Origin of the sequence: Erwinia tasmaniensis Et1/99, assembly GCF_000026185.1 — a bacterium.
GTDB classification, from domain to species: Bacteria; Pseudomonadota; Gammaproteobacteria; order Enterobacterales; family Enterobacteriaceae; genus Erwinia; species Erwinia tasmaniensis.
Map to the genome: position 1 here is coordinate 2530811 of NC_010694.1, position 22245 is coordinate 2553055.

Genomic DNA, 22245 nt, shown 5'->3' on the forward strand with positions numbered 1-22245 from the left:
TCTTCTCTCAAGTGATTGCGGCAAATCGATTATTTTATCGCGTACGCACTGATGCGCGCAGTGTGTCATACCTTGATCATAGCAGCTAGTTTTACCACCATGAATTACCGCATTTTCAGCGGGGACTTTATCCGGTGCTAAAGTAAAAGGGAGAAACTGACAAGGATAAGACATGCACACTTCCCAACCCGCAGCACAAAAACTGGTTGCAGAGCTGGGCCGTATCGTTGGCCGCAGCCATCTGTTGAGCGAACCTGAAAAAACCGAACGTTATCGCAAAGGGTTCCGATCCGGCGAAGGGGACGCGCTCGCCGTGGTATTCCCCGGCAGTTTACTGGAACAGTGGCGCGTCCTTCAGGCCTGCGTTGACGCCGATGTGATTATTCTGATGCAGGCGGCGAATACCGGACTGACCGAAGGCTCGACCCCCAACGGCAATGATTATCCGCGTGATATCGTGATTATCAGCACGCTGCGCATGGATAAAATTCAGCTGCTGGACGAGGGTAAGCAGGTGCTGGCATTCCCCGGCAGTACCCTTTATCAGCTGGAAAAAGCGCTTAAGCCGCTCGGACGTGAGCCGCATTCGGTGATCGGTTCGTCCTGCATTGGCGCATCGGTGTTGGGGGGCATTTGTAATAACTCCGGCGGATCGCTGGTGAAACGCGGCCCGGCCTATACCGAGATGGCGCTGTACGCGCAGATTGATGCCAACGGTAAATTGCAGCTGGTCAATCATCTGGGGATCGATCTCGGCAGCACGCCGGAGCAGATTCTCGCTAAGCTGGACGATGACAGCTGGCAGCCGTCTGACGTGCAGCACGACCAGCGCCACGCCTCCGATCCGGACTATGCCGAACGGGTGCGCGATGTCGATGCCGCTACGCCATCGCGATTTAATGCCGATGCCCGCCGACTGTATGAAGCTTCCGGCTGCGCCGGAAAGCTGGCGCTGTTTGCCGTGCGGCTCGATACCTTTGCCAGTGAAAGCGCCCAGCAGGTGTTCTATATCGGCACCAACGACACGGCGGTGCTCGACCAGCTGCGCCGTCATATGCTGTCCCGCTTTACCCACCTGCCGGTGGCCGGAGAATATATGCATCGCGATATTTTTGATATCGCGGAGACCTACGGCAAAGATACCTTTGTGATGATCGATAAGCTCGGCACCGATAAAATGCCGCTGTTCTTTACGCTCAAAGGACGGGTGGATGCGCTGCTGGCGCGGGTAAAATGGCTGAAGCCCCACTTCAGCGACCGCCTGCTGCAAAGGCTGTCCGCCCTGCTGCCCGCGCATCTGCCGCCGCGCATTAAGCAATATCGTGACCGCTTTGAACATCATCTGATGCTGAAAATGTCCGGCGATGGCGTGGCGGAAGCGCGCGCGTATTTGCAAACCTTTTTCCAGCAGGCGCAGGGCGAGTTTTTCGAATGCGAAGGGAAAGAAGGTGCGCATGCCTTTCTGCACCGCTTTGCCGCCGCCGGTGCGGCGGTGCGCTATCATGCGGTGCACCACGATGAGGTCGAAGATATCCTGGCGCTGGATATCGCCCTGAGGCGTAACGACCGCGACTGGTTTGAACAGCTGCCGCCAGAATTCGACGGTGCAATGACCCATCGACTGTATTACGGCCACTTCCTGTGTCACGTCTTCCATCAGGACTATATTGTGAAAAAAGGGGTCGATGTACACGCGCTGAAGGAGAAGATGCTGGCTATTCTTGAGGCGCGCGGAGCGGAGTATCCGGCTGAACATAACGTGGGGCATCTGTATCAGGCCAGGCCGCAGCTAAAGGCGTTTTACCAACGGCTCGACCCGACCAACAGTTTCAACCCCGGCATTGGTAAAACCACCAGGGCAAAAAACTGGGATGAGGGCGGCTGCGGGAAGTAGCCTGCCGGGCGGGGATCGTTTCTCCGCCCGCTAAAGGCTAACCACACTACTCTTGCGGCGCTTCTTTTAGCACCAGCTGTTCATCCTTATGTTCGATAATCATGGTTTGCGGCGTCGACAGCACCACGCCCTCTTTACGCAGCCGGGTCAGAATGTCAAACAGCAGGTCGCTTTTCACTCCGCTGACCTGGCGCGGGCTGGCCACGTTACCGGTTACCGCCAGCACAATTCCGCTGCTGGTCAAATCCTTAAACGATACCGATGGCTCCGGCGTTTCCAGCACCCGCTCATTTTCGCCGTACACATCTAACAACAGCTGACGCACCTGTTGCGGGTCGATATCCAGCGGGAAGGTCAGAGTGATGGTCGCCACCCCCTGGGCGTTACCCATGGTGGCGTTACGCACGTTCTGCGAGATCAGCTGCGAGTTAGGGACAATCACCGTTGACTTATCGGTCAGCTGGATCTCGGTCGCGCGCACGTTGATACGGCGAATATCACCTTCAATGCCGCTGATGCTCACCAGATCGCCAACTTTTACCGGACGCTCGGTCAGCAGGATCAGACCGGAGATAAAGTTCTTCACGATCTCCTGTAAGCCGAAACCGATACCGACAGACAGGGCGCTGACGATCCACGCCAGCTTGTTCCACTGCAGGCCCATAATCGACAGCGTCATCAGAATAACCAGCACAAAGCCGATATTGCTGAACAGGGTGATCAGCGACACGCGCATCCCGATATCCATCGTGGTTTTGGGCAGGAAATCATGCTCCAGCCAGCGTTTCACCGAGCGCAGCGCCCAGATACCCACCACCATACAGATCAGCGCGTTAACCATATGCGCCGGTACGATATTCAGCGATTCCAGCCCTTTACCGCCCCAGAACTCGATGGCCTTCTGCACCAGCTCAAGCGGCGTTGAGCTGCCAAAAGTTCCGTTAAGCAGCGCCATGGCCGCCACCAGCACCAGCAGGGTTTTGCCTGCCGCGCCGAGCAGCGCGGCTATCTGCCCAAGATGCCGCTCGTCGATATTCAGCGAGCTTTGAATACGTTTCCCAGAGGCGCTGTTGGTGGAAAACAGGCTTTCACTGGCATCGGCCACCAGCTGGCTACAGATATAGAAGGAGCCGAAGACAATGCCCATCCACACCAGCTCATAGCTGAGGAAGCGCGCCATCGTGACATAACCGATCGCCAGGGCAACCATAATCGCCACACCGACCAGCGTTAGCGCCATCTGGATCAGGCCGACTACCGTCGATTTCGCCTCCGGCTGGTGCCCTTCCTGCAACATGCGCCGCCGCACGCGGTTGGTGCGCATACTGATCGACAGTGCCGTAGCGCCAATCAGCAGCGCGGTCATACCGTTGGCGAAGATCGTGGTGCCAACGCTGGTATTGACGCTGCTGTTGACGGTTTCCACCGTTTGAAAGATAAATACCAGCGCTGCGGTCAGTGGAGGATAGGGTTTTAACGCCAGCGCCACCTCATTCGAAATGGTGGGCAAACGCCACGACGGACGCCGTGTAGAAAGGAAAGCACGACCTAAACCGGCAATCAGCCCACAGATAATGCTCTGGCCTACCAGCCTGTCGACAAAGGCACGTACGTCATCCATCACCTGATCGTGACGGGTGAAAGCCAGATCGAGGAAGTTAAACGCCAGCGCGACCGCCAGCAGCGTGGTCAGTGCGGTGGCTGCGGCAAGGAAACTGCGGCGCAGACGGCCCTCCGGCAGATGATGGATGCCCACCCAGGCAAGAAACTCTTCCAGATAGCGGCGGCCCAGCGTGGCCACCAGCATCGCTGCCAACACCCAGGCGATGGTGCCAAAGCGCCAGTCCGGCTCCCAACTTAGTGCTGCCGTGGTACTCAGTTCATCAACAAAAGCGCTGATTTTATCGCTGTCGCCGCTTTGGCTATTAAATAACGGTGACCAGAAGCGCGCCCCGAAGATGCTGCCTGCATTTAGCGCCAGCTGGGTTTTCAGCGCATCGCGTCGGAGGTTAACAATTTGTGCGGAGAGGTTGATCGAGCCGTTTTTTATCGCTTCAGCCTGCTTGATCTGGTCGTCCATTTTGCCTTTCTGGTTTTCCAGCTTGCTGCGCTTGCTGGTCACCTCGGCAGTCTCCTTTACCCCGACGCCAGCCTGCGGAGCCGGTCCAAGCACCGCCAGCTGGGCATGGAGCTGGGCGCGCTGCGGAATGATATCCTGCATCAGGGTATCGGCATCGCCAGAAAGCTCCAGCGCCAAATCATTCAGCTCATTTAGCCTGCTGTCATTGGTTTCCCCGGAAACCCGCTGCTTAATGTTGTCCAGCACCTTCTGCATTTTTGGCAGCTCGGCGGCGGCATTAACCTTATGCGGCGCATCACCATTTTGCTGAACACCGTCATTTTCTGCTGCCAGAACCGGATGAGGTAAAAGCGTGACCAGTGCCAGCAGACAGATACGAAGAAAAGTAAACAAGCCAGACATGAACATGTTCCTGATACCAAGAGCGGTGCCTCAGGCACCTTGAAATTTGCCGAACAGTTTAGGCTGTTGCCCTGACCGACACTATAGGATTCGTGATGTAAAGTTGCGGTAGTTATCATAAGAATAAACGATGAGCGAGATCGGTGTATCTTATGTCTAATGACTCAATAAACACTGCCGGAGGCAATATGCCTGCTCTCCCCTCTTTTCTGGTACGTGACGCCACGACCGACGATATGTCCGCCATGACATCTGTTTATGCCGGGCATGTCTTACACGGCTGCGGCTCATTTGAAGAAACACCGCCCGACCTGGCCGAGATGACAGCCCGTTATGTCAAAGTACGCGATCTCCAGCTACCGTGGCTGGTGGCGGAGATGGACGGTGAGGTGGCGGGTTTTGCCTATGCCAGCCTGTATCGTCCACGCGCGGCCTACCGTTTTACCGTTGAAGATTCAGTCTATATCGCAGCCCATCTGGGCGGCCGTGGCATCGGCAGCGCGCTGCTGGAAGCGCTCATTGTGCGCTGCCAGCAGCAATCCTTTCAGCAAATGCTGGCGAATGTCGGGGACGGCTATCGCAACACGGCATCGGTCAGCCTGCATAAAAAAATGGGCTTTGAGGTTGTCGGTCACCTCCGCGCCGTGGGTTTTAAACACGGCGAATGGCGCGATACGCTGCTGATGCAGCGGGCGCTGAATTCGCATATCAACAGCACCCCTGGCTGAAAAGTGTTCTCCGTCGCGTCTATTCAGGCACGCTATCGTCAGCCCGTACGTTATTCGCCACGCGTGCGGCCTTATCTTTTTTGTAGCTCAGGGCAGCAGGCGGTACCGCGGAGACTTTACCGGTTTCAATCCACTGACGCAGGCGATTGGCATCCGCAAAGTGGGTATATTTGCCAAACGCATCCAGCACCACCAGTGATACCGGCCGCTGATTAATCACGGTGCGCATCACCAGACAGTGCCCCGCCTCGTCGGTGTAGCCGGTTTTCGTCAGCTGGATATTCCAGTCCGGGCGATACACCAGGTGGTTAGTGTTACGGAATGGCAGCGTGTAATTCGGGCTGCGGAAACTGGCCATATCCTCATGGGTGGTGCTCAGTTGGCCGATCAGCGGATAACGTTTTGTCGCCAGCAGCAGCTTGCTCAAGTCGCGCGCGGTGGAAACGTTTTCGATCGATAGTCCGGTCGGCTCAACGTAGCGGGTATGGCTCATGCCCAGCGCCCGCGCTTTCGCATTCATTGCGCGGATAAAAGCATCGTAGCCGCCGGGATAGTGGTGCGCCAGACTGGCGGCAGCGCGGTTTTCTGACGACATCAGCGCCAGCAGCATCATGTTTTTGCGGCTGATTTCACTGTTCAGCCGCACGCGTGAGTAGACGCCACGCATTTCTGGCGTATGACTGACATCCACTTTCAGCATCTCATCCAGCGGCAGATGGGCATCCAGCGCCACCATCACCGTCATTAACTTGGTGATTGAGGCGATGGGCCGCACCCGGTCCGGGTGGCTTTCATAGATCACTTTATTGCTGTTCAGATCCACGATCATCGCACTGCCAGAGGCAATGGCCGGCTGGGCAGCGCTGCTTAACTCAGGCTGGCGATCGCGAGCGGCGGCCTGAGTTATCAGGTATGGAGTGGAAATCAGCATGGCCAGACTAAACAGGGATAAACGAATTTTTGCAGGCATCGGCGAAGACTTAACGGCTGGTTATTCAGGTGTGACAAGCACACGCCGCTTCCCGTCAGTGTGACGGGGGCTGGCCTCGGCATAATAAGCTGGGAGACAAGATTTTTCCTACTGAATATTCGTTTCACCACGTTAATGGAAATACCGCCGGTTGCCCGGCGGTACGGGTACTCAGAACAACTGGAAGCCGTAACCCCAAAGAAGCACCGTTAGTGCCAGTAACACTTCAAGTACCAGCACACCGATGGCCAGAGTGGAGCCAATAAAACGCAGGCTCTCTTCCTTGTCGATATTGAGAAACATCGGGATACCGACATACATCAGATAACCGGTGTAAACCAGTGCCAGCGTGCCTACCAGCGCGCACAGCCATGCCAGGGGATAGAGCGCCACCAGCCCGCTCAGGAACATCGGCGTGGCCACATACCCGGCAAATACCCGGCAGCTGGCAAGCGTAGGCCGCTGCGGATAGTCACGCGCCATCCACCAGACGACCCGCCCCATCACGGCCACGCCCGTCAGCATCAGCGCATAGAACAAGACCGCCAGCCCGAACGCCGTGGATAACGACAGCACAATCGCGGGATGATCGCCGGACCTCCAGCCGATCTGGGTCGTGCCGACAAACGCGCAAATCACCGGGATTAGCGCCATCAGCAAGACATGATGGACGTAGTGGTGAGAGAGAGATTCGTTCTCCTGCCTGATGTCGCGCATCTCACGGCCGGGATGCGCAAGAAGTCCCCATACATGGTTCATATCTTCACTCCTCTGAACAACGGACCGCCAGTTGGCCATCTCTCGGGCGGCATCTCTTCAAGTATAAGTGCCCGTGAAAATTTTGTGATGAGGCAGCCGGGTACCGGGGGTAACCGCCTCAATTTCAGGACAAAATAAAATAAAAAGTCGGCATTCATTCCTGCTACGGTGATAAAAGCGCTAGACTTAGCCGCCGGGAAATAAAAAGGAGTGCCGTTTTGCAGATTGACGTCAATACGCTGATATCCCAGTACGGCTACTGGGCACTGTTTATCGGTTGCCTGGCCGAGGGGGAAACCTTTACGCTGCTGGGGGGCATAGCCGCCCATGAGGGACTGTTACGCTATGGCGGCGTGGTTCTGGCGGCCATGTTAGGCGGTATGCTCGGCGACTGCGCCCTGTTTTTTATCGGTCGTCGCTACGGTGAGACTATCCTGCTGCGTTTTAAAAAACATCGCCAGCATATTGCCCGCGCTAACCGCCTGATCCGCAACAGGCCAGTACTTTTTGTGATCGGCGTACGCTTTATGTACGGACTGCGCATTGTCGGGCCGATTATTATTGGTGCCAGCCAGCTCTCTCCACGCAAGTTCCTGCTATGTAACCTGATCGGCGCGGCGCTGTGGGCAACCATTTTTGTTTCGCTCGGCTATCTCGGTGGTCAGGTTATTGCCCCCTGGCTGCATCAGCTGGACCATCATCTGAAACAGCTGTTCTGGTTGCTGTTGATAGTCGCCATCGTATGGGGCATCCGTATTGCCTTGAAAAAGCGTAATAAATAGCCACTTCGCCGACGTTGAGCAGGTAAGTTTCACCGCCTGAGCGGCGTTACGGCGCTGGTTAATCGTAAAGATAGTTCCACAACAATAAATGCAGGTTCCCTCAAAAGCGATTATGCACATATAATGCGCAGCCGGTCGTATTCGTCACACTTCGCGTTACAGATCACCTGCTGCAACTCGAACGTTTCGACTATCGTTGACCGGTATTGGGTCGTTTATCAACAGTCTACATGGCGCTACACCTGAAATTAATATGAAAAAAAGCATCCGAGCGTTTGTCACCCTAATCCTTACCGCAGCGGCCTTAAGCCACTCGGCTTTCGCTGTCGTTTACCCTCTTCCGGCCGCCAATAGCCGCCTGACCGGGGAAAACCTGGAAATTACCATTCCTCAAGACAGTAAACTTCCACTGGAAGCTTTCGCCGCTCAGTACCAGATGGGTCTGAGCAACATGATGGAAGCGAATCCGGGGGTGGACGTCTATCTGCCTAAAGCCGGCAGCAAACTGATTATTCCTCACCAGCTGCTGCTGCCAGACGCCCCGCGTGAAGGCATTGTGATCAACAGCGCAGAAATGCGCCTGTATTACTATCCGAAAGGCACTAATACCGTGGTGGTTCTGCCAATCGGTATCGGCGAGCTGGGCAAAGACACGCCGATCGACTGGACCACTACCGTTCAGCGTAAAAAAGATGGCCCGACCTGGACGCCGACCAAGAAAATGCATCAGGAGTACGCCGCGCGTGGAGAATCTCTGCCGGAGGTGTTCCCCGCGGGCCCTGACAATCCGATGGGCCTCTACGCCCTCTATATTGGACGCCTGTATGCTATCCACGGAACCAATGCCAACTTTGGTATTGGCCTGCGCGTAAGCCACGGCTGCGTGCGCCTGCGTGCTGAAGATATTCAATGGCTGTTCAGCAATGTGCCGGTGGGTACCCGCGTCCAGTTCATCGACCAGCCGGTTAAAGCAGCGGTAGAACCGGATGGTTCACGCTATGTGGAAGTTCATAATCCGCTGTCACAAACCCAGGAGCAATTTGCTTCGCGTGAGCCGGTTCCGCTGAAGCTGGGCGATAAGGTGAACAAAGTGGTCTCCGATGCCAGCGTTAACGGTTCCAGCCTGGAAGCCGCTCTCAAGATGCGTTCAGGTATGCCGGTGAAGGTTAACGGTGCTGCCGGGGAGCCGATGGCCGCTCCGGTCACCACGCCTGAGCAGGAGGCGACGCCAGCCTCACCAGAGGCTTCGCCGGAAAGCCAGCAGGACGCCCCGTCGGAAGGGCAAAATGTGCCCGTACTCAATCAGCCAGGCCCGATTTACAGCCAGCCGAAATCTTAATTTTTATGCGTTAAAAACCCCCCGTTCCACACGGAACGGGGGGTTTTTACTGCGCATCGATAACGACCGCGATTTCATCCGAGGTTTTCAGCACCCGAACCTGCATAAACAGATCGGTCGCTTCTTCATATTCCTTGCGCAGATAGCCGAGCCACTGCTTAATGCGCGCCACATGATACAAACCGGTATCGCCCTGTTTTTCCAACCGGACATAGCGTTGTAGCAGCTGGACCACCTGTCGCCACGCCATGCGCGGCTCATTGTGTTTGATCACCCGACTGAGGTTTGGCACATTCAGCGCGCCGCGCCCGATCATCACCGCATCACAGCCGGTGATCGCCATACAGTCCTGTGCGCTCTGCCAGTCCCAGATTTCTCCGTTGGCTATGACCGGAATCGACAGGCGCTGCCGGATCGCGCCAATCGCCTGCCAGTTTATCGCTTCTGCACGGTAGCCATCCTCTTTGGTACGCCCATGGACGGCCAGCTCGCTGGCCCCGGCCTGCTGCACCGCATCGGCAATTTCAAACTGACGTGAACCGGAGTCCCAGCCCAGGCGAATTTTTACCGTCACCGGAAGATGGGAAGGAACGGCTGCGCGCATCGCTTTTGCCCCCTGATAAATCAGTTCGGGATCTTTAAGCAGCGTGGCCCCGCCACCGCTGCCGTTGACGGTTTTTGACGGGCAGCCACAGTTAAGATCCACGCCCCAGGAGCCGAGTTCAACCGCTCGGGCGGCATTTTCCGCCAGCCATTCGGGATATTGCCCTAGCAGCTGTATGCGAACCGGGGTGCCCGATGGGGTTCGGCTGGCGTTATCCAGTTCGGGGCAAAGACGTTGAAAGCATTTGACCGGCAGCAGAGCATCCACTACCCGCAGAAATTCAGTAATACAGAGATCGTAGTCGTTGACGTCGGTCAGCAGCTCGCGCACCAGCGAATCGAGAACGCCTTCCATCGGGGCAAGTAATACGCGCATGGTAAACCTGTGGGGGGGTGATAACAGGGGGAAGCGGGCGCTTCCCCCCGATTGATTAGCCGTTGTTCGCCGGGTTGGCGCGGCGCGGACGGGTTTTGTTAACGCGCGGAGCGCCGCCGTTGCCGCCTTCAGGACGTGCACCGCGTGCAGTACCCGCAGCGTTACCGTTGCCCTGACGACGTTCTCCGCCGGTACCGCTACGGTTTGCGCTGGCACTACGATCGCCGCCGCCACGAGGTGACTGTCCCTGACCACCGCGCCCGCGTCCACCGCCACCACGCTGCTGCTGACGACCGTTGATAATTGGCTCGGCCTTAATGCTTGGGTCAGGTTCAAAACCCTCGACCGCCATGCGCGGAATTTCACGTTTCAACAGGCGCTCAATATCGCGCAACAGCTTATGCTCATCCACGCACACCAGCGACAGCGCTTCACCCACGGCCGCAGCACGACCGGTACGACCAATACGGTGTACGTAGTCTTCCGACACGTTTGGCAACTCGTAGTTCACCACATGCGGCAGCTCTTCGATGTCGATACCACGCGCGGCGATATCGGTCGCGACCAGCACGCGAATTTTACCCTCTTTAAAGTCGCTCAGTGCACGAGTACGCGCACCCTGGCTTTTATTGCCATGAATGGCGGCGGCGGTAATACCATCTTTATTCAACTGCTCGGCCAGGTGGTTAGCACCGTGCTTGGTACGGGTAAACACCAGCACCTGCTGCCAGTTGCCGCGACCAATCAACAGCGATAACAGCTCGCGCTTGCGCTTTTTATCCACCAGGTGAACATGCTGAGTCACCTGCTCGGAAGCGGTATTGCGGCGGGCGACTTCAACCTGCTCGGGGTTGTGCAGCAGTTTTTCCGCCAGGGTTTTGATTTCATCAGAGAAGGTCGCAGAAAACAGCAGGTTCTGACGTTTGGCTGGCAGTTTCGCCAATACGCGGCGGATATCGTGAATAAAGCCCATGTCCAGCATGCGATCCGCTTCGTCCAGCACCAGGATTTCTACTTGTGACAGGTCAAGAGCATTCTGATGTTCAAGATCCAGCAGGCGGCCGGGAGTCGCCACCAGCACGTCCACACCGCCACGCAGTTTCATCATCTGCGGATTGATGCTTACGCCGCCAAATACCACCAGCGAGCGCATATCAAGATATTTACTGTAATCCTGCACGTTTTCGCCGATCTGGGCCGCCAGCTCACGCGTTGGGGTCAGGATCAGGGCGCGCACTGGACGCCGTCCTTTCGGGTGCGGATTGTGGCTGCTCAGCAACTGTAGCAGCGGCAGGGTAAAGCCTGCCGTTTTACCGGTGCCGGTTTGGGCACTGGCCATCAGGTCGCGGCCAGCAAGTACTACCGGGATTGCCTGGCGCTGGATTGGCGTCGGCTCGTTATAGCCCTGTTCAGCAACAGCGCGTAAAATATCGGCATTAAGGCCGAGAGAATCAAATGACATAAAGTTGACTGACTCCGGATCCGCCCTGACCGCATCGCGGCGTAGTTTCCAGGGGGAGAGTTGACGCCAGGATCATTCCTGACGCTTGAATGAGAGCACAAACCACGGTGCATAAGGCGCTTATTATAGCAGACCCCGACGCGTTAAAGGCATTTATTATTATCTGTATCTGGCGAAATTTCCCTACGGGCTATTGCCGCACGGCCGCGTGTGTACACTAAAGTGACTGGAGACGCGCGGACAGTATAAAACCTGTGGCTGACTTACCCAGACAGGGCTGCTGTCAAACGGGTAGTCGCAGAATGATATTGCCGATATGACAACGTGCTCAAAACGGTATTCCAGGGGTACAAATGGCAGCGGGCCACCGAAGTGGCCCGTCTGGACTAGCGTGGACGCTGGCCCCGGTGCTGGGGCTGTACGCGCTCTTTCACCAGTAAAGAAACCAGTGCCGGCCCGGTCAGCATCATAACGCCGAAAGCGCCAAGCAGCAGATTATTATGGATCACCCGTGACAGTACCAATAGCACCATCATCGCGGCACCAAAATAGTAGGTTGTGGTGACATCCTCGAGGAAATCGCCGATACGCCGCAGGCGCGGCAGGCGTTGAGTAAGTAACATCGCGGTAAACACGCCGGCGTATAACGCCAGCAGAATGGTACAAACCTGTAGCAGCGCCTGGTGTTTCCAACCCCACACCAGCGCGGCGATCAGCAGCAGGTGCAGTGCGATATGTACACAGTTTTGTCCAGTGACAATCTGAATACGATGGGACCATTTCATGTATTTCTCCCGGCAGACCCAACGGAGGTCGCCCAAGCGGGTTACCGAAACCAGTCAGTAACGTATTACCTCAGACTAACGTAGTTTTAGGATAATGCCGTAAATGTAAGCGCACATTACCCGGTTTTGTGACCAAGACTACACTCTTTCTTTCACTGGTTGAAAGCAAGAGTGTCATCAGTATGCCACAAAAGACGCGCGATTTTCATTTAAAGTCCCGATGAAGCCTGTTAGCGGCTGTCAGTCACCACGCCAGGTAGAATTCTGCCTCTGCGGGCAACGCTGGACGTTGAGCACTGGCATGGCCGGACAGCATGAAGAAAACGACAGACGGCCTGTTTTAGAAAAGATGGTGCTTCTGGAGGGGAGAACGGCAAAGATAATAAGTTGGTGAGCAGGGGTGCAACATTAGGTCGCTTACCGTATTGCGAAGCAGTAGGGCTGGCACAGGGTCGAATTCTCCCACTCTGCGCCAGCCCCATTGTGTTAACGGCGATTACCGAAGATGCGCAGCAACATAAGGAAAAGGTTAATAAAGTCGAGATACAGCGTCAGCGCCCCCATAATTGAGTAACGACGCAGATTTTCCTTGTCTGACACATCGATCCCTTCACCGATGTTTTTCAGTTTTTGCGTGTCGTAAGCCGTCAAACCGACGAACACGACCACTCCAATGTAGGTCACTGCCCACATTAATGCGGTGCTTTTCAGCCAGATATTCACCAGCGATGCCAATACAATGCCAATCAGCGCCATAAAGAGCATGCTGCCCATGCCGCTCAAGTCGCGTTTGGTGGTGTAACCCCACAGGCTCATGGCACCAAACATCCCGCCGGTCACCACAAAGGTGCTGGCGATAGAGGAATAGGTATAAGCAAGGAAGATGCTGGCCATCGTCAACCCGGTCAGGGCCGAATAAAGCATAAACAGTCCGGTTGCCACGGTTCCACTGAGCTTATGCACCATGCCTGACAGGACAAAAACCAGGGCCAGCTGGGCAATGATCAGGCCGAAGAAGGTAATGCGGTTAGCAAATACCAGCTGCATTACCGCTGGCGTATTGGCCGCATACCAGGCAATAAACGCGGTTAGCAGCAAACCACAGGTCATCCAGCCGTAGACCTGGGCCATATACACCGAAATACCGCTGCCGGCACGCTGAACGATTGAATCATTAGAACGTGGATATCTATCCATGATGCCCCCTTAAGTAGTTGAATGAAAAAAACAGTGTAATCCTTTCCAAGTCTGGCATATACCCCATTAACTCCGCCAGCCTTCAAGCGCAACGTTTTGTGCACGTTTACGCATTAGCGTGACAAACAGCTCTGATAGCGGCTATTGACACGTTGGGCAAACCACGCGGTCGTCAGGTTGCGGGTGATTTTCGGACTCTCCAGCTTAATACCGGGCAGGATTTCACGCGGCAGCTTTTTACCGGCGTCTTTATCTGCCAGGGCAAATACCGAGCGCCACAGATCGGTTTTGTCAAAATCCTCACTGTCGCCCTTCTCCAGCGCGCGCCGTATGGCCCGATCGCTGTGATCCAGCCGCTTACCCAACAGACGTACGGCCTTTTCGGTTCCTCCGGCATTATCCGAACCGTAGTTGATCAGATCGCCGTCCAGCGCCAGCCTGATACCGCTAAGACGAGACACCGCCGCCTGGAATGCAGCATTGCGGCTGGCATACCAGCCGGCGTTAAAATCAGCAAAGCGATACAGCGGCGCAGGGTAGTTCGCCGGATAACCTAACAGATGCATCGTGCCGAACCACACGCCACCACGACGCGTAAAGACCTCGCGCCGGATTGAACCGTCCACCTGATACGGGTAGCCTTTGGCATGAGCCTCGGCAAAGGCGATGCTGACCTGCATCGGCCCGCCGGTATGAATCGGGTTCAGGTTGCCAAACAGCTTCTGCCCCATTGGCACCATATCGATAAAGTCATCAAACACCGCACTGAGCTCTTTCTCGCTTTTGACGTGATCCAGCCGGTCGGTGTAGCTTTTACCGTTGGGGGATGTGATCATCAGCGCGGTACGCACCAGAAATGAAGGAATATGCAGCTGCCCCGCGCGGCGATCGATCTCCCCCCAGGCGATTTTCGGCAAGCCGGGCACGGCCGCATCAGCGCTGAAATTCGACTCCTGTCCGGTCACGGCAATCACCGCACACAGGTTGCTGACGGAAGGAGAGATATTCTGACCATTGAATGCCACATAAATGTCCCCTGCCCACCCCTGGCGATCGCTCACCCCCGGAGGAAGTAATCGGGCAATCTGCGCTTTGACATCAGAGGGTCGCTGCGCAGGAGCGGTATCTGGCGAATGCTGACTACAGCTTGCCAGCAGCAGCGCCAGCGGTATCACACACTTTTGCAAATAACGGTTCATTGATTTCCTTTCCAACGCGCGGCGGCATGCCGATCGCTTTCGCGCGCGGCAACCCAGCGCTGACCATCAGCAGTGGCCTCGCGCTTCCAGAACGGTGCGCGGGTTTTGAGTTGATCCATAATAAATTCGGCGGCGTCGAACGCGGCGCCACGATGAACGGCGCTGACGCCCACCAGCACAATGTCGTCGCCGGGGAACAGCTCACCGATGCGGTGGATGATGGTCACCCGCTGCATCGCCCAACGCTGTCGTGCCTCGGCAACGATCGCCGCCAGCGCTTTCTCTGTCATGCCGGGATAATGTTCCAGCGTCAACGCATTCACATCATCACCGAGGTTATGATTACGCACCTTGCCCGTAAAGGTGACCACCGCGCCGTCCAGATCTGAAGCGGACAACCACCGATGTTCATCACCCATGCTGAAGGGCGCATCACCCACTCTGATCCGGGTCTCCATCTTAACCCCCGGTAACCGGCGGGAAGAAGGCCACTTCATCACCGGCGCGCAGCGGGTGCTGTAACGACACCAGCGTCTGATTCACCGCCGCCAGCAGCTTACCCGGTTCCAGCGCCAGCGCCCAGCGCTCCCCCCTCTCCGCCAGCTGGCGGCGCAGCATGTCGACATCGGCGTACTCTGCATCTACTTCTATTGTATCAGTACCAACCAGTTCGCGAACCTGAGCAAAAAAAAGCACGTTAATCATTAGCAACCGCCTGGAAATCTCCTGATTTGCCGCCGCTTTTACTGAGTAAGCGGCACTGCTCAATAACGATGTCTTTCTGCACCGCTTTGCACATATCGTAAATGGTCAGTGCCGCCACCGAAGCCGCCGTCAGCGCTTCCATTTCGACCCCGGTTTTGCCGCTCAGGCGGCAGAGTGATTCGATACGCACCCGATGATGCGCCGGTTCAGCGACCAGCGTGACTTCGACCTTGCTCAGCAGCAGCGGATGGCACAGCGGAATAAGCTCCCAGGTGCGTTTTGCCGCCTGGATACCGGCAATGCGCGCGGTGGCAAATACATCACCTTTATGATGGCTACCGTCAATAATCATCTGTAGCGTTTGTGGGAGCATCACCACGAACGCCTGCGCACGCGCTTCGCGCACGCTTTCCTGTTTGGTGGAAACATCCACCATATGCGCCTCTCCGGCAGCATTGATATGAGTCAGCTGGGACATATTACGGTTTCTTCAGGTGCGAGACAAAATGACAGGGCCGGGTACGGGCGTCGAGCTGGGGCTGAATAATGCGCTCCCAGGCAAGCTGGCAGGCCCCGGTCGATCCGGGAACGGCAAAAATTAGCGTACCATTGGCGATACCGGCCAGCGCGCGCGATTGCACGGTTGAGGTGGCGATATCCTCCCAGGAGATCATCCGGAACAGTTCGCCGAATCCTTCAACTTCACGATCGAACAAAGGCCCGATTGCCTCCGGAGTACAGTTTTTATCGTTAAAGCCGGTACCGCCGTTTATCAGCACCACCTGCACATCCCGGCTGGCGATCCAGCTGGAAACGACGGCACGGATGCGGTAACGGTTGTCAGGGACAATGGCACGATCGAGCACCTGGTGCCCTGCCTCGGTTAGCGCCTCATGCAGATAGCTGCCGGAACTGTCGCTGTCGACGCTGTGCCGATCGGAAACGGTCAGTACCGCCACGTTCAAAGGGATAAAATCCGAGCTACTGTTGCCCATTATCGAGTCCTTAGCTTAACCGCCGATAAATGAAAGGTTCTGTGTGATTCCGGTATTGCCCTGATGCAAAAAATGCGTCTGTTTTTTCGTCGCCAGACTGGCGGCAATACGCGCCTGTAGCGCCTCCTGCTGGCCGTCATGCGCCAGCAGATCTCTTAGCGACACGCCGCCATCGCCGAACAGACAAAGATGCAGGTTGCCCGTAGCCGAAACGCGCAGACGATTACAGCTGGCACAGAACTCTTTTTCGTAAGGCATAATCAGGCCAATTTCGCCCTGATAATCTTCATGCCGGAACACCTGGGCTGGGCCATCGCTACGCGCACGCGCCTGCAAAACCCAGCCCTGCTGGATCAGTTGGTCACGGATAACGGCGCCGGAAATATGGTGTTGACGAAACAGTGTGCCGCCGTCACCGGTTTCCATCAGCTCTATAAAACGAAGTTGGATTGGCCGGGAGCGTATCCAGTCGAGAAAGGTCTCAAGGCTTTGATGATTGACGTCGCGCATCAACACGGTATTCACCTTAACCTTGCTGAAGCCGGCGTCAAAAGCCGCATCAATGCCGCGCATGACCAAATCGAATTTATCCTGGCCGGTAATGGCGTGAAACTGGCGGGCGTCCAGGCTGTCGATACTGACGTTTAGCGCGGTCAGTCCGGCAGCGCGCCAGCGCGCCACGTCGCGTTGCAGCCGGTAGCCGTTGGTGGTCACCGCCAGCTGACGAATGGCGTCATTTTCGCGCACCGCCGCAATAATGTCGGTGAAGTCGCGGCGCATTGACGGTTCACCGCCGGTCAGACGCACCTTTTCCGTACCCGCAGCGGCGAATGCACGCGTCACGCGACGGATTTCATCCAGCGTCAGAAAACTTTTATTTTGCGTCCCCTGAGGCTGATAGCCGTCGGGCAGACAGTAGGTGCAACGAAAGTTACACACGTCGGTGATCGACAGACGCAGGTAGTAAAACCTGCGCGCGAAGTTATCAGTAAATTGTGACACCGTTGACACCTTTCCAAAACGGGAGATGCAGTCATTTCTTTCTGCACCCTGGCAACTCGAGGGTTGCGGCCATGACACCATATCCGTCAGGACACAGGTATCAGAGCTTAAGTGTGATCGGCCGACATCGGCAGACCGTGGTAAGGAGAATTTTAGCGCTAATGATTTGTGGTTACCAGCACAGAGTTTCGCTATACATTTTGATATATAGCGAATTTTCGCGGCACTTTATCTGCCAGATAGCGTAAAATATCACGCGATACTCTGCTGATAACATCATGGGAAAATAATGCGCAATCGCACTTTAGCTGACCTCGACCGTGTGGTGGCTTTGGGGGGAGGACACGGGCTGGGCCGCGTGATGTCTTCCCTCTACTCTCTGGGTTCACGCCTGACCGGCATTGTGACCACCACGGATAATGGCGGGTCTACCGGGCGTATCCGTCGCTCCGAAGGGGGGATTGCCTGGGGAGATATGCGCAACTGTCTTAATCAGCTCATTGCCGAACCCAGCATAGCCGCCGCGATGTTTGAATACCGCTTCAGCGGCAATGGCGAACTGGCAGGGCATAACCTTGGCAATCTGATGCTAAAAGCCCTGGATCATCTTAGCGTCCGACCGTTAGATGCGATTAATTTGATCCGCAATCTGCTTAAGGTTGACGCATTTCTCATCCCGATGTCCGAACAACCGGTCGATCTGGTGGCGTGTGACGAGGACGGGCAGCTTATATATGGTGAGACGGAAATTGACCAGATGACGAGGCCACCTCGGGAGCTGATGCTCTCCCCGGCGGCGTCCGCCACGCGTGAAGCTATAGACGCGATTGGACAGGCAGATCTGATCCTGGTTGGCCCCGGCAGTTTTTACACCAGCCTGATGCCGGTTTTACTGCTGCCGGAAATTGCCCAGGCGTTGCGCCGCACCCCGGCGAAAATGGTCTTTATCGGCAATCTGGGTAAAGAGCTGAGTCCGGCGGCAGCCGGGCTGACCACCGCTGACAAGCTGGAAATGATGGAAAAGGTGATAGGAAAGCAGGTCATTGATACGCTGGTGCTGGGCCCCTGCACCGATCATGCCCGCCTGGAGCAACGCCTGGTGATCCAGCAACCGTTGGAGGCGGGAGATGTACCTTACCGCCATGACCGTCAGCTGCTGCGCCTGGCGCTGGAGCGCGCGATACAAACGCTGGACTGACGGGTCTGGCAGCACGGTGCGATGCGCGCCTCGTGCTGCCGTGGGACCGTCAGGATGCGGCGATAAACAGCTCACGCACCTGGTGCAGCTGGTCACGAACCTGCGCGGCTTCCTCAAACTCCAGGTTCTGAGCATGCTGCTGCATCTGCGCTTCAAGCTGATGAATACGCTTCTGTAGCCCCTGCGGAGTAAGATCGACATGAGCCGGATCGTCTTCCACAATGCTGCGCCCTTTCATATTACGCGGTTTGGCCTTGTTCTTCGCCAGCCCCTGGCCCAGCTCCAGAATATCGGAGATTTTCTTGTTCAGGCCCTGCGGCACTATGCCGTGTTCTTCATTGTGCAGCTGCTGCTTCTCACGGCGACGCTCGGTTTCACCGATCGCACGCGCCATTGATGGGGTAATTTTGTCGCCATAGAGAATAGCCTTACCGTTGAGGTTACGCGCCGCACGGCCGATGGTCTGGATCAGGGAACGTTCAGAACGCAGGAAGCCCTCTTTATCCGCATCGAGGATCGCGACCAGCGAGACCTCTGGCATATCCAACCCCTCACGCAGCAGGTTGATCCCCACCAGCACGTCAAACTTGCCCAAACGCAGATCGCGGATGATTTCCACGCGCTCTACGGTATCAATGTCCGAGTGCAGATAGCGCACCCGTTCACCGTGCTCCGTGAGGTATTCGGTTAAGTCTTCCGCCATACGTTTCGTCAGCACCGTGACCAGTACGCGCTCGTTGATCGCCACACGTTGTCGAATTTCAGAGAGCAAATCGTCCACCTGGGTGCCCACCGGACGCACTTCGACAATCGGATCGAGCAGGCCGGTAGGACGCACCACCTGGTCAATCACTTCGCCCCCAGACTTTTCCAGCTCGTAATTACCCGGCGTGGCGGAAACGTAGATGGTCTGCGGTGCCAGCCCCTCAAACTCTTCAAATTTCATCGGGCGGTTATCCAGCGCCGACGGCAGGCGGAAGCCGTATTCCACCAGCGTTTCTTTGCGCGCGCGGTCACCACGGTACATGCCGCCAATCTGTGGAATGGTGACATGGGACTCGTCAATCACCAGCAGGCCGTCGGCGGGCAGGTAGTCAAACAGGGTGGGTGGCGCTTCACCCGGCCCGCGCCCGGAAAGATAGCGCGAGTAGTTTTCAATCCCGGAGCAGTAGCCAAGCTCGTTCATCATTTCAAGATCGAACTGGGTTCGCTGGCTCAGGCGCTGCTCTTCCAACAGCTTATTGTTATCCAGCAGGACTTTTTTCCTCTCCACCAGCTCATCCTTGATCTCTTCCATCGCCTGCAGGATGCGCTCACGCGGCGTGACGTAGTGAGTCTTGGGATAGATGGTATAACGCGGGATCACCGATTCTATCTGGCCGGTCAGCGGGTCAAAAATGGACAACCGCTCAACCTCCTCGTCAAACAGCTCCACGCGCAGCGCATAGTCATCGGACTCCGCGGGGAAGATATCAATGACCTCACCCCGCACACGGAAAGTCCCACGCTGGAAAGCCTGATCGTTGCGCGTATATTGCAGCTCTGCCAGGCGGCGCAGAATGGCGCGCTGATCGATAACCATGCCGCGCGACAGGTGCAGCATCATTTTCAGATAGAGATCGGGATCGCCCAGGCCGTAAATAGCGGAAACGGACGCCACCACCACCACGTCACGACGTTCCAGCAGCGCTTTCGTCGCCGACAGGCGCATCTGCTCGATGTGTTCATTTACGGACGCGTCTTTTTCGATAAAGGTGTCAGAACTGGGAACATAGGCTTCAGGCTGGTAGTAATCGTAGTAAGAGACAAAATACTCTACCGCGTTATCCGGAAAAAACTCTTTCATTTCTCCGTAAAGCTGCGCCGCCAGCGTTTTATTGGGCGCCAGCACCATCGTCGGACGATTCAGGTCGGCAATCACGTTAGCAACGGTAAAGGTTTTACCCGACCCGGTTACCCCAAGCAGGGTCTGATGGGCTAAACCATCTTCCAGCCCCTCTTCGAGGCGGCGGATCGCCTCCGGCTGATCGCCGGCGGGTTTAAATTCGGAGTTGAGTTTGAAGACTTTGCTCATTAACAGGCTACCTGATGAAAAAGGACACGAACCGGATTTAATTCTACTCGTCATTGACGATTTTGCCAGCAATAAATACTGGATATAATTACAGCCCTATCGCATGATGCCACTTTCTCACTAAAAGCCCCCTTTTTGCCCAACACTGCGTTTTGTGGCACAAGGGCTAAACAAAAAGGTTATCCCCAGAGAGTTTGAGATTTTAACATTTGTCAATAGCATTGACATAAAATGGGTTGCCGATAGATTCAATATGATGTGCCTTATTGATTTTAGTTAACCAGTTGATTTTCAAGCAGTCTAAATGAAAGTCGAGTTTCGCAGCAACCCGCCTCCAGGCCGCGCCCGCTCTCGCCTTGCGCAGGTTTTCACAACCTAATACACAAGGTTATCCACAGGAATAGTGGATAACTGTTTTCAACGCTTGAGGCGTCTGATGTGTATAAACCGTCCCCACGTACGATTAAACCTGTTAAATATTTTTTTTTGACTTTTTTTTAGCGTATCAGGCGCGCATTAGCGGTGAGAAGATGCGCATTTTCAGCCTGACGGTGGCGCTTTTTCTTGCCATAGCGGCGTAAACACCCTCGATGGCTTTTTATATGGCATTTGCACCACCGGGGGTTCTATACACGCACTGACCCGGTGCAAAAGGCTATTTACCGCGCTGAATAGTTTAGATTTACTCATCAATTACCCACAAAATGGTGAGCTGCGCAGCAAATACCCCACCTTTCACCAAATCTGGCCCGTTAATTGCTTTGATTCACTGTGAGTCATTTTCCTGGTGCCACATGCTTTCACAACACCTTAGCAACAAGCATAAAGCCGCAGGGGTTCTTAACGGAACGCCGGACTGTTTGCCATACGACAGAGAGCGTACGCAAAACAGCTGCGATCTAAAACTTTCTGGAGGAGAGTGTCAGATGCTCAGTTTACGCTCTGTTAATCAGTTCTACGGGCAAAACCACATTTTGTGGGACGTCGATTTAGAACTCGAACCCGGCACCTGCACCGGTATTATCGGGCAGCAGGGCATGGGCAAAACCACGCTGGTGAACTGCATCATGGGACATTTGCCGATTAAAAGCGGCTCCATGACCTGGCAGGGCACCAGCGGCCCGCCACAGGACCTGCTGTTACAGCCGGTAGAAACCCGTGCCGCGCTCGGCATAGGCTATGTACCGCAACGCCGGCACATTTTCTCTCAAATGAGCGTTGAGGATAATTTGCAGATCGCCCTGTTGGCCGGAGCCGGGACATCGAGCCATCGGGCCATCCCAAAGAGCGTTTTCGATCTGTTTCCAGCGCTCTGGTCGCTGCGCCATCAGCGTAGCGGCGAACTGCCCATTGACCAGCAGCAGCAGCTGGCGCTGGCGCGGGCGCTGGTATTGCAGCCAAGCCTGCTGATCCTGGATGAACCCACGGAGGGCATGTCACCCTGGCTGGAAGAGGAGATGGGCAATATGATCCACCGTCTGAATCATGACTTCGGTATCACCATCCTGCTGCTGGAGCAGCGCCTGTCGTTTATCCGCCGTGTTGCAGACTGTTTTCTTTTGCTGCATCGGGGGCGTAACGTGGCTCAGGGTAAAGTGGCACAGCTGGATGACAGGGTGGTCAATACGTGGCTGGCGGTGTGAAGGCCGTGGCGATATGCACGGCGTTGCCGACGGGAACCGCTTCGCTCCTGTC

The 22245-nt window shown here is 55.8% G+C and carries 20 protein-coding genes and 1 riboswitch; of the genes, 6 read left to right on the plus strand and 14 right to left on the minus strand.

The window, feature by feature from the left end; genetic code table 11:
• Positions 1-172 precede the first annotated feature (172 nt).
• Positions 173-1894 (plus strand): D-lactate dehydrogenase, encoded by a 1722-nt coding sequence (gene dld, locus ETA_RS12330; RefSeq protein ID WP_012441958.1) that lies wholly within the window; start codon positions 173-175, stop codon positions 1892-1894.
• Positions 1895-1940: 46 nt separating this feature from the next.
• On the opposite strand, the gene ETA_RS12335 is transcribed toward dld, so the two are convergent.
• A complete protein-coding gene (locus ETA_RS12335; RefSeq protein WP_042959012.1) occupies positions 1941-4376 on the minus strand; it encodes a DUF3772 domain-containing protein in 2436 nt (811 codons plus the stop codon).
• A gap of 188 nt (positions 4377-4564) precedes the next feature.
• Here ETA_RS12335 and ETA_RS12340 point away from each other — a divergent pair, with 188 nt between their 5' ends.
• Positions 4565-5104, plus strand: coding sequence for a GNAT family N-acetyltransferase (locus ETA_RS12340; RefSeq protein ID WP_012441960.1), 540 nt, complete (start codon positions 4565-4567; stop codon positions 5102-5104).
• A gap of 19 nt (positions 5105-5123) precedes the next feature.
• On the opposite strand, the gene pbpG is transcribed toward ETA_RS12340, so the two are convergent.
• Complete coding sequence (gene pbpG / locus ETA_RS12345) at positions 5124-6074, minus strand: D-alanyl-D-alanine endopeptidase (protein ID WP_012441961.1); 951 nt, start codon at positions 6072-6074, stop codon at positions 5124-5126.
• Between the two features lie 171 nt (positions 6075-6245).
• Positions 6246-6833 (minus strand): Yip1 family protein, encoded by a 588-nt coding sequence (locus tag ETA_RS12350; protein ID WP_012441962.1) that lies wholly within the window; start codon positions 6831-6833, stop codon positions 6246-6248.
• 218 nt (positions 6834-7051) lie between these two features.
• On the opposite strand from ETA_RS12350, the gene ETA_RS12355 reads away from it, so the two are divergent.
• Positions 7052-7615, plus strand: coding sequence for a DedA family protein (locus ETA_RS12355; RefSeq protein WP_012441963.1), 564 nt, complete (start codon positions 7052-7054; stop codon positions 7613-7615).
• A gap of 253 nt (positions 7616-7868) precedes the next feature.
• Positions 7869-8954 (plus strand): L,D-transpeptidase family protein, encoded by a 1086-nt coding sequence (locus tag ETA_RS12360; protein ID WP_012441964.1) that lies wholly within the window; start codon positions 7869-7871, stop codon positions 8952-8954.
• A 46-nt stretch (positions 8955-9000) separates the two neighbouring features.
• Here the strand turns inward: ETA_RS12360 and dusC are convergent, their stop codons facing one another.
• The 10 genes from dusC to moaA form a co-directional block, all read right to left on the minus strand.
• Positions 9001-9933 (minus strand): tRNA dihydrouridine(16) synthase DusC, encoded by a 933-nt coding sequence (gene dusC, locus ETA_RS12365; protein WP_012441965.1) that lies wholly within the window; start codon positions 9931-9933, stop codon positions 9001-9003.
• Between the two features lie 55 nt (positions 9934-9988).
• The gene (gene rhlE / locus ETA_RS12370; RefSeq protein WP_012441966.1) at positions 9989-11395 is read right to left on the minus strand and encodes an ATP-dependent RNA helicase RhlE; all 1407 of its coding nucleotides are present in this window, start codon (positions 11393-11395) and stop codon (positions 9989-9991) included.
• 386 nt (positions 11396-11781) lie between these two features.
• Positions 11782-12180, minus strand: coding sequence for a YbhQ family protein (locus tag ETA_RS12375; RefSeq protein ID WP_012441967.1), 399 nt, complete (start codon positions 12178-12180; stop codon positions 11782-11784).
• Between the two features lie 486 nt (positions 12181-12666).
• The gene (locus ETA_RS12380; RefSeq protein WP_012441968.1) at positions 12667-13377 is read right to left on the minus strand and encodes a Bax inhibitor-1/YccA family protein; all 711 of its coding nucleotides are present in this window, start codon (positions 13375-13377) and stop codon (positions 12667-12669) included.
• A 113-nt stretch (positions 13378-13490) separates the two neighbouring features.
• A complete protein-coding gene (locus ETA_RS12385; protein ID WP_012441969.1) occupies positions 13491-14576 on the minus strand; it encodes a DUF1615 domain-containing protein in 1086 nt (361 codons plus the stop codon).
• Positions 14573-15034, minus strand: coding sequence for a molybdopterin synthase catalytic subunit MoaE (moaE, locus tag ETA_RS12390; protein WP_012441970.1), 462 nt, complete (start codon positions 15032-15034; stop codon positions 14573-14575). The genes ETA_RS12385 and moaE overlap by 4 nt, the downstream gene beginning before the upstream one ends.
• 1 nt (position 15035) lies before the next feature.
• Complete coding sequence (gene moaD / locus ETA_RS12395; RefSeq protein WP_012441971.1) at positions 15036-15281, minus strand: molybdopterin synthase sulfur carrier subunit; 246 nt, start codon at positions 15279-15281, stop codon at positions 15036-15038.
• Positions 15274-15759, minus strand: coding sequence for a cyclic pyranopterin monophosphate synthase MoaC (gene moaC / locus ETA_RS12400; protein WP_012441972.1), 486 nt, complete (start codon positions 15757-15759; stop codon positions 15274-15276). Before moaC ends, moaD begins: the two co-directional genes overlap by 8 nt.
• Position 15760: 1 nt before the next feature.
• On the minus strand, positions 15761-16276 hold the full coding sequence (gene moaB / locus ETA_RS12405) for a molybdenum cofactor biosynthesis protein B (protein ID WP_012441973.1): 516 nt from the start codon (positions 16274-16276) through the stop codon (positions 15761-15763).
• A 15-nt stretch (positions 16277-16291) separates the two neighbouring features.
• Positions 16292-17278 carry a GTP 3',8-cyclase MoaA gene (gene moaA, locus ETA_RS12410; RefSeq protein WP_042959015.1) on the minus strand — a complete coding sequence of 329 codons (987 nt, stop codon included), beginning with the start codon at positions 17276-17278 and terminating at the stop codon, positions 16292-16294.
• Positions 17269-17404: riboswitch (molybdenum cofactor riboswitch) on the minus strand. (Overlaps the previous gene by 10 nt.)
• A gap of 163 nt (positions 17405-17567) precedes the next feature.
• Here moaA and yvcK point away from each other — a divergent pair.
• The gene (gene yvcK, locus ETA_RS12415; protein ID WP_012441975.1) at positions 17568-18476 is read left to right on the plus strand and encodes a uridine diphosphate-N-acetylglucosamine-binding protein YvcK; all 909 of its coding nucleotides are present in this window, start codon (positions 17568-17570) and stop codon (positions 18474-18476) included.
• A 49-nt stretch (positions 18477-18525) separates the two neighbouring features.
• Here the strand turns inward: yvcK and uvrB are convergent, their stop codons facing one another.
• Positions 18526-20550, minus strand: coding sequence for an excinuclease ABC subunit UvrB (gene uvrB, locus ETA_RS12420; protein ID WP_012441976.1), 2025 nt, complete (start codon positions 20548-20550; stop codon positions 18526-18528).
• A 926-nt stretch (positions 20551-21476) separates the two neighbouring features.
• Between uvrB and ETA_RS12425 the strand changes: the two genes are divergently transcribed.
• Entirely contained in the window at positions 21477-22193 is a 717-nt protein-coding gene (locus tag ETA_RS12425) for an ABC transporter ATP-binding protein (RefSeq protein WP_012441977.1), read from the plus strand.
• Positions 22194-22245: the final 52 nt, after the last annotated feature.